The sequence below is a fragment of the Paenibacillus sp. TAF43_2 genome (assembly GCF_052113545.1).
Lineage (GTDB): Bacteria > Bacillota > Bacilli > Paenibacillales > Paenibacillaceae > Pristimantibacillus.
This window is the reverse complement of record NZ_JBFRDK010000311.1, coordinates 1-3,808: the sequence shown is the minus strand read 5'-3', so window position 1 is coordinate 3,808 and position 3,808 is coordinate 1. Positions and strand designations below refer to the sequence as shown.

2 protein-coding genes and 2 pseudogenes are annotated in these 3,808 nt (G+C 44.0%); all 4 read right to left on the bottom strand.

Annotated features, from left to right (window positions below; genetic code table 11):
* Positions 1-927 (bottom strand): annotated as a pseudogene (locus AB4Z17_RS32685) (sensor histidine kinase); the annotation flags it as partial.
* Between the two features lie 12 nt (positions 928-939).
* Positions 940-2,505, bottom strand: a complete 1,566-nt coding sequence (locus tag AB4Z17_RS32680) for a response regulator transcription factor (RefSeq protein ID WP_441964524.1) — start codon at positions 2,503-2,505, stop codon at positions 940-942.
* Positions 2,506-2,558: 53 nt separating this feature from the next.
* Entirely contained in the window at positions 2,559-3,470 is a 912-nt protein-coding gene (locus AB4Z17_RS32675; RefSeq protein ID WP_441910259.1) for an AraC family transcriptional regulator, read from the bottom strand.
* Positions 3,471-3,605: 135 nt separating this feature from the next.
* Positions 3,606-3,808: pseudogene (locus AB4Z17_RS32670) on the bottom strand (SpoVR family protein); the annotation flags it as partial.

Sequence of the window (3,808 nt, the reverse complement as noted above, 5' to 3'; positions counted from 1 at the left end):
TGTATGGATCGAACGGGAAACAATAACAATCACGATCGTAGGCACAAGGAAATTAATTCCTGCAAACCAAAGGATAAATTGCCCTGATTGCCGGACATCATATAAAATTTTCTCTTCATCCATTACTCCGTATATCGTCCAGTCTCCCAAATAGCGGTTATTATGATATTGCTTGCTAATGATGATTGCCTTATTCGGTACGGGTATTTCCTTGAGACTTAGTGTCCGTCCTGTTTTGATCAAATCACTTGGTTGACCGCTCGACAGACGGCCGTAACGAGCTTGAGAAGACGGATCCATAAAGTAAAAATCCCCCTCAAAGCTGGATAAATCAAGAATCTGATTAATGTATTCCATATTTAAATCGATTTTCATGACATGCTCATAGGTTTCAATGCGGGGATCGGATAGCTTTTGAATAACGCTGATACTGTCGGACGTCACATACAAATAGGGATACGTGTTATTGAAATTTTTAATTTGATGATACCAATCCGTATTCCGCATCTCGTTCTCGAGCCTGATGATATGGCTCGAAGCCAGTATCGACGGATTGTCGCTCATAATCACAACGGAGCTGATGGATTTGTACTCCTTGTCGGCTCGGTTGAACAAATTTGATATGGCATTTAGTGACTCCACATAGTGGTCATGAGAGGCATGGAGGGTGTTTAAATGATTGTTGAGCTGCTTGTTAATCGAATACAGATAGGAAATACCTGCTGCATCTTCAATGACTGCCCCAAATTCGGCTTTCAAAAGATTTATCGCTTGTTCCGCATCTGTCGTTTTCTGATTTTTGATGTTAATGGTGGTTACATTATAGAACATCACGTTAGTCAGTACGATCGGTATGAATACGCATACAATATAAATGAAGACCAGTTTATTTCGGAGCTTCAGATGATGAAACCGATAGTTGAGCACGGGGGAGCCTCCTTATTTTTTACCGATAATCTTATTTCGATAATCCGTTGGCGTCATGTTTTCCAGCTTTTCAAACTGGGCGGCAAAATAATCGGCATTTTGAAAGCCTACGAGATCCGCGATTTCGTACATGCGTTTTTTCGTTTGCCGCAGCAGCCGCTTGGCGTCCTCTATGCGAAGCGACAGCACATACTCATTGAAATAAACGCCGTAATTTTTGCGAAACAACTGACCGAGGTAGACCGGATTCATATGGAATTCGGCAGCTATTCCTTTTAAATAGATGTTTTCTTTGTAGTGGCTGTCGATATATTTTTTCACTTTTTCAATACTGCCTTCGTTCTTTTCGCCTCGCTTCTCCGCGATATATTTAGCCGCTTCTTCTATAAACTGCAAGAAAACATGTCTTATCTGCTTCAAATTGCGGTATTTCTTCTGCCAATTAAGCAATTCGTCCAACCATTGCAGGTCTTTTTCGTTTCCTCCCAGCTGCCGGATGATATTGATGATAGCAATCATGATTCGCCTAATGGTATTCGTAACGGCACCCGGAGCGAAATGCCGCTCCTGAAAGGCAATAAAAATGGCATCAATGGCGGAATGATAACCTTTCAGTTGATTGGCTTCAACCTCATAGATGAGCTTGCTATGCAGTTCTTCATCCACATCAAAGTAATACAAGGGCAGCTTATGCAGGTCCGATGCCATAAAGATGCCGTTAGAGCCTGCGGCAAAACGATAATTCAAGCATTCCTCGGCACTGATTCCGGATTGAGCAATTTGTTTTAAATGGCTAGTCGAATGGCCTATAAACAAAGCTATCGTCGTTGCGAGCTCCGTCTCCAGCATTTCAAGCAGCTTGGTGTAGTTCGTCCGCTCTGCATTGTTTTGCTCGTCCAGCCACAACTGAGGCACAATAAAGCCATATTGATTGTACGCGCGTACATGAATGAGCAGAGCTTGTCCCTCATGATGAAGATATTGCTGGAGTGCCTTTTGCAGTGCTGGAAAATAATCAATTTCCCCTTGAGGCAACGTATCTTGTATTTCTGCAATGATATACGTATAGGAAGAGGAGAGTGGAAGCTCCAGCGCATGGGCAATCCGCGCCATCACTTGCTCGCTTGGTTCGGTCTGCAGCAAGCTTTCGATGACGGTTTCGATAAGCGGCTTTTCTTTCGTTATCGATAAGAGCTGTTTTTGATTCAGCGAATTGGCTATTTTTTTTAAAGTGGATGTAAACTCCTGTTCATCAACGGGCTTTAGGATATAATCCGACACATTATAGCGGAAGGCTTGCTGGGCATAAGAGAAATCGGGGTACCCGCTTAAAATAATAAACAGCGGTTGATGCTCGCACTCCGCTTTCACCTTTTGAATCAGCTCCAGACCATCTAGCACAGGCATGCGTATATCCACAATAACTAGGTCGGGGGTCTGTTGTTCGATAAGGTCCAGTGCTTGCTTCCCATTTTCCGCTTCACCACAGATTTCAAATTGCATAGACGACCAATCCATTAGACTTATTAAGCCCTTGCGCACAAAAATTTCGTCATCCACGATCAGCACCTTATACATGGTTTTTCCTCCTTTTAGATACCACAACTATGGCCTTAACTACGGCTATTCAACTACAGTGATTCTTTCGGTAATGATGCATTCCCTTGCAGGCGTTTAAACGTTGAAGGCGAAATTCCCTTATATTTCTTGAATTGCTTTGAGAAGTAGCTAAGCTGCTGAAAGCCGTTTTCGAGAGCTGCTTGCAGCATACTGCACGAGCCGGACTGGATCATAAGCGCGGCGCTGTTGACGCGGAGCATATTAATATATTCGAGTGGCCTCATGTCCGTCAGTTCCTTGAATAGCCGGCATAGATGGGATGGCGACATGGAGCCGATGGATGCCAGATCGTCGAGCGTGAGTGGAGATTTGTAGTTTTCGTTGATGTACTCCAGCACTTGAATCATGTTTTTCCATTTGTTCGTGTTTAAAGGATTGGTGCGTTCGTATAGCTGCTTTGGAATCAAATGCGGGTAGAGAACTGCGAGAATCATATAAAGCCGTCCCTTGACACCAAGCTGAAATCCTTCGCGTTCGACTCGGTATTCCGCGAGCAAATCTTCGATTCGGTCAATCAATAGACGATCCTGCACTCGCCGTCGAGTGAGCAGGGAAGGGAACAAAAGATCTCCTCGAAGAAGCGGATTCAAGCATTGCTCCTGACAGAAATCGGGATGCAGGGCAGATAGCCACGATAGCTTGAATACGATAGCGGTGTAGGAGCAACCGTATGCGGAATTGCAATAGCCGCTGTGGAGTTCTGCCGAATTGACGATCAGACAATCGCCAGCCTGCACATGAATCTCCACATGGTTCACGGAGAATACAGCCTGTCCCGCTCGAATATAAATCAACTCGATTTCCTCGTGCCAATGCAATGGAAGGATAGACTGATTTCCCGAAAGATAATCTACGTTATAGACGGCAAGCGGAAAGTCAGAGGAGCCGTGCAGTACTTTTTCCAGAAGACGGTATTCCAGCAAAGATATTCACCATCCTATCAATATTGAGTTAATTATAAACAAAATAGAGTTATAAGTTAATTTATAATATCAATTTCGTGGTAATACTGAGGATTCGAATTCAGTATACGAAGGAAATGAATATCAGGGCCAAGCCAAGCTTGGTACATCACGCTGATGCCAGTAGGAAGCCCAGCCTTCGTTCATAATCTTGGTCTAGATTTGCGGCCAGAAATAKAGCATCTCATCGCGAAGCATAGATAGAATGTCGCGCTGCCAATCCTCAAGAGTAGGGGAGTACTCCTCAATGAACCAGACGAGATCTTTTTCTGGCCGTGGTTGAAAACGTTTGGCGTCAG

Coding starts and splice junctions, on each gene's coding strand:
- AB4Z17_RS32680 (WP_441964524.1), bottom strand. CDS start 2,505: ATGTATAAGGTGCTGATCGTGGATGACGAAATTTTTGTGCGCAAGGGC.